Raw genomic sequence first — 4,549 nt, 5'->3', positions numbered from 1 at the left:
GTGTAGCGCCTGTCAGCTGTGTCGGGGGTGGACGTCGACCCCCCGAGCGCGTAGCGCCACCCGCTGCAGCACTGCTACCCCCTGCCCACCGACTCCGACCAGTTCTGCACGTTGGTCACCTTCGCCGTCACCCGCGCCCCGGCCTCGTCCAGGGCGCGGCACAGGGCCGCGTTGCCGCGGGTGTCCATGGCGTCGAAGAGGAGCTGCGAGCCGTCGGCGCGGACGGCGGCGGCGACCGCCTGGAAGTCGGGCAGCGCGAAGTCCACCGTCTGGAGCAGCACCCGGTAGCCCTCCGCCTCCAGCCCGGCCTTCAGCTGGGCGGCGTAGCGGGCCGAGTCGGCCTGGTTGTAGGCGACGACGGCGGCGCTGGCCGCACCCAGGCGCTCCTTGAAGAAACGGAACACCTCGGTGCTCTGGTAGAGCGTCCCGTTCCAGCCCACCGACCGCCCGTCGCGCGGGGCCGCGCTGCCGTAGATGCCGTACAGGTGCGGCCAGCGGTCGTAGGCGGTGCCGATCGGCTGCCCGCCGACGTCCGGCACGGCCTTGCCGCTGACGTACGGCGCGCCCGCGTAGTCGAGGACGCTGCCGCTCGCGAAGGCGAAGACGTGGGCCTGGTCGACCAGGCGGTGGACGCAGTCCTGGTTGCCGATGCCGCTGCCGGCGTCGTCGCACGTGACGAGGCGGACGGTGCGCCCGTGCAGGCCGCCGCGGTCGTTGAGGGCCTGGAAGAAGGCCTGAGCGCCGTAGCGCGGGCCGATGAACACGTCGCTGCCGACCGGGCTGGTCAGCGACGTGACGATGCCGATCCGGATCTCGCCGGCGGTGACACCGGTGTCCGAGGCCGGGTTGGCGCCGGACGCGGAGCCGGGACCGGACCCCGGGCCTGCGGGGGTGGGGCGGCCGGTGAACGCGCCGTCCGGGAGCCGGGTGCCGCAGGCCGTCAGCAGCAGGAGCAGGGCCAGCAGGACGGCGGGCACCCGGCGGGGGGCGGCGGCCGTCAGCCGCATCCGGGGATCGGGGTGCCGCTGGCGCCGGCGGCCTGGGTGAGGAGGCCGCAGAGCGTGGCGCGGCCGACCTTCCAGGTGCCGTTGTCGAGGACGGCCTGGCCGGAGGCGCTCGGCTCGACGACGGTGCCCTGCAGGGAGAGCGCGTAGGTGACGGTGGCGTCCGTGGCGTCGGTGAACGTCACGTCGGACACCTTGGCCTGCACCTGGCCGACCCGCGGGTCCTGGGAGAAGCCCTGGAGGACGGGGAGCAGCACGTCACCGTTCTGGAGCAGCCTGGCCTTGTCGGCGATGGGGGTGGCCGGGTCGAAGAACTTCTCCCAGTTGGCGGTGACCTCGGCCTTCGCGGCGGCCGGGTCGGCGGGCGCGGTGCCGCTCGCGGAGGCGCCGGGCGAAGCGGCGGAACCGGCACCGGCCACCGCCGACGAGATGGCCGCCGACGCCGAGGAAACGGCCGCCGACGCCGCCGACTTCACCGAGGACGCCGCCGACGAACCGGACTTGCTGCTGCTGCACGCGGCCACCGATCCGGCCAGCAGCAGCGCGAGCAGCGCGCTCGCCGCCGTCCGCAGGACCCTGGGCTTGCCGCTCTCCGTCACAGGCATTGCTATTCCCTTTCGGGTGTTCCCTCGCGGGTTCGACCTCGCGGGGGTTCGATCTCGCGGGTTCGACCTCGCGGATTCGACCTTGGGGGGGTCGATCCGGTGGGTTCGATCCGGTGGTCTCCCGGATGCCGTTCCAGGCCGATCCTGGAAACGTCGCAAGTGACACCATGAAGGCGGATCGATGGACGAATCGCAATCCGGCGGACGAACCGCCCGGAACGCCGCGCGGGAGTCCCCCGTCCGGCGCGGCGCCCGTCGGCCGCGGGCCCTGCGGGGCACGCGCGAGTGGGCCGGGTGGCTGCTCGTCGCGGCCGGGGCGGTGCTGTGCGTACTGGGCTGGTACGGGGTGTCCGGCGAGCGCTTCGCCGAGCAGCAGATCCCCTACCTGGCGTCGTCCACGATCCCCGGCGCGGCGCTGATCGTGGCGGGCGCCGTGCTGGTCGCGCTGCGGCCGCCGCCCCCGTCCGGGCGCGGCGACCCGACCGATCTCCGGGTGGAGCGGCTGTACGCGCTCCTGGTCGAGCCGGACGGGCCGAACGATCCGGATGAGCCGGATGAGCCGGATGAGCCGGACGAGCCGAGGGCTGCCGGGGAACCGTCGTTCTCCCCGGAGTCCGAGAGCTGCGGGTGGCTCGCCGTGCCCGGCGGCACGCACTACCACCGGCCGGACTGTCCCCTCGTCGCCGGGAAGGACACGGCCGTGCGGGTGGACCCGGAGACCGTCCGGACCCGGGGCCTGACGGCCTGCCCGGTCTGCGAGCCGCCCACCACGCCGGACGAGGACCCCGGGGCACCCGACGGCCCCGCCGCCACCACCCGTCCGGGCGAGTCCGCCCCGCCCGCCGGCTGAGCCCCGATGGCCGCCTCCGGCTCGCTCGGCCTCACCGTCGACCTCGCCCTCGCCGGGCTCACCGTCGGCAGCGCCGCCGCGCTCAGCGGCATCGGCCTGGTGGTGTGCCACCGCGCCACCGGCGTGCTCAACATCGCGCAGGGCGCGCAGGCAATGGCCGTCGCCTACCTGCTGCGCGACCTCGTCGTGGTGCGGCACTGGCCGGTGTGGCCCGCCGTCGCGTTCTGCCTGCTGCTCGTCGCCCCCGCGCTCGGCGTGCTGCTGGACGTCCTCGTCTACCGCCCCCTGCAACGGCGCGGCGCCGGACCGGCCGACACGATGGTCGCCGGGCTCGGCGTGTTCGTGCTGCTCATCGGCGCCGTCGTGCTGCTGTGGGGCGCCGCGCCGCTGGCCGGGGCACCCTCGCCGTTCGGCGGCGCGCCGATCCGGCTGCCCGGCGGGCACGCGCTGCGGCCCGACACCGTCGCCCAGCTCGCCGCGATCCTCGTGCTCGCGCTCGCCGTCGCCGCCACCACCCGCTGGACCCGCTTCGGCCTGCACCTGCGCGCCGTCGTCGACGACCGCCGCCTCGCCGGCCTCGCAGGGGTGGACGCCGACCGGGTCTCGGCCGCCGGGTGGGCGTTCGGCTCGTTCACCGCCGGACTGGTCGGCATCGCCCTCGCGCCGTACCTGTTGCTCGACCCGTACGGGCTGCCGCTGCTGGTCATGGAGACCATGGCGGTCGCCGTCGCGGCCCGGCTGCGCAGCATCCCGGTCGCCGTCGCCACCGGGCTCGGCCTCGGCGTCGCCCAGGCCGAGCTCACCCGGCTGCGCCCGGCGGGGCAGTTGCTGCCGCTGGTGGAGGCGGTGCAGTCGAACCTGTTCGTAATCGCCCTGCTCGCCACCGCGCTGCTCGCCGGACCGCGCATCTCCGGCGAACGGGCCGGCTCTCCCGCGTTCTCGGGGCCCGGGGCCGCGGATGGCGGGCGCGGTGCTGCGGCGGCGGTGTGCCTCGTGCTCCTCCTGCTGCCGCTCGGTTTCCGGGGCAACGACCTGCGCAGCGCGCTGCTCGTACCGGCGCTCGCCCTCGTGCTGCTGTCGATCGTCGTCGTCACCGGGTACGGCGGGCAGATCTCGCTCGGCCAGGCGGGGTACGCGGGGATGGGCGCGCTCGGGACGGCGCTGCTGATGTCGGGCCGGGTGCCCGGGCTCCCGCCGCTGCCGGCCGCGCCCGCGCTGCTGCTCGCCGTGCTCGCGACCGCGCCGCTCGGGCTGCTCACCGGCTGGCCGGCGATCCGGCGGCGCGGGCTGGCGCTCGCGCTGGTCACGTTCGCGGTCGGGACGGCGATGAGCCGGTTCGTCTTCCAGCAGCCGTACGCGACCACCGGGCTCACCCTCGACCGGCCGTCCTTCCTGGCCGGGGACCGCGCCTTCTACGTCGCCGAGCTCCTGCTGCTGGGGCTCGGGGCGGCGGTCGTGCGCGGCCTCCACCGGGGGCGCCTCGGGCGGGCGCTGACCGCGATGCGCGACCACGAGGCCGGCGCCGTCGCGGCGGGCGTGGACGTGCCCGGGCTGAAGCTGCTCGCCTTCGTGGCGGGCGCGGCGCTCGCGGCACTGGGCGGCGGGCTGATGGGGCTCGCGGGGCGGGCCTTCGACGCGGCGTCGTTCGACCCGGTGCGTGGGCTGCTGTGGTTCGCGGCGGTGGTGGTCGCGGGGGCGGACAGCGCGCTGGGGGCCGTCCTGGCCGCCGCCCTGCTGATCGGCCTCGACGCGGGCACGGTCGCGGGCGTCTCGGCGGTGGCGGTGGGCGTCCTCGCCGCCGCCATCGGACGGCTCCCCGGCGGGCTGGCGGCCCTGCCCGGCCGCAGGTCCGCGCAGGCGCCGCCACCACTGCCGCCCGGGCGCCTCACCCCGGCAGGCCGGCGGGTGCGGGCGACGATCGCGGGGCGGATCGCGCGGGAGGAGGAGCGGTGAGCGCGGGCACGGCGGTGTGCAGGCGGGCCGCGAGCGAGGCTTCACAGGAGACAGCGGGGTGTGCGCTCGGAAACAAATATTAGTAATTTAGTTGTGGTGTTATATTTTCTGTGTGGCGGCGCGGGCGGGCGCGCACA

Annotated in this window: 4 protein-coding genes; 2 read left to right on the top strand and 2 right to left on the bottom strand. The window is 75.8% G+C overall.

Annotation, left to right across the window (positions count from 1 at the left end):
* Positions 1-74: 74 nt before the first annotated feature.
* Positions 75-1,007, bottom strand: coding sequence for an ABC transporter substrate-binding protein (locus tag ACFV4G_RS03840; protein WP_380436118.1), 933 nt, complete (start codon positions 1,005-1,007; stop codon positions 75-77).
* The gene (locus ACFV4G_RS03835; RefSeq protein WP_380436116.1) at positions 998-1,609 is read right to left on the bottom strand and encodes a hypothetical protein; all 612 of its coding nucleotides are present in this window, start codon (positions 1,607-1,609) and stop codon (positions 998-1,000) included. Before ACFV4G_RS03835 ends, ACFV4G_RS03840 begins: the two co-directional genes overlap by 10 nt.
* 181 nt (positions 1,610-1,790) lie before the next feature.
* On the opposite strand from ACFV4G_RS03835, the gene ACFV4G_RS03830 reads away from it, so the two are divergent.
* A complete protein-coding gene (locus ACFV4G_RS03830) occupies positions 1,791-2,459 on the top strand; it encodes a hypothetical protein (protein ID WP_380436114.1) in 669 nt (222 codons plus the stop codon).
* Positions 2,460-2,465: 6 nt separating this feature from the next.
* Positions 2,466-4,412 (top strand): ABC transporter permease, encoded by a 1,947-nt coding sequence (locus ACFV4G_RS03825; RefSeq protein WP_380436112.1) that lies wholly within the window; start codon positions 2,466-2,468, stop codon positions 4,410-4,412.
* The last annotated feature ends 137 nt before the right edge of the window (positions 4,413-4,549 follow it).

This window comes from Kitasatospora sp. NPDC059747 (assembly GCF_042732955.1).
In the GTDB taxonomy this organism is placed as follows: Bacteria; Actinomycetota; Actinomycetes; order Streptomycetales; family Streptomycetaceae; genus Kitasatospora.
The sequence above is the reverse complement of the archived record's forward strand: the minus strand, read 5'-3'. Positions and strand labels throughout refer to the sequence as shown.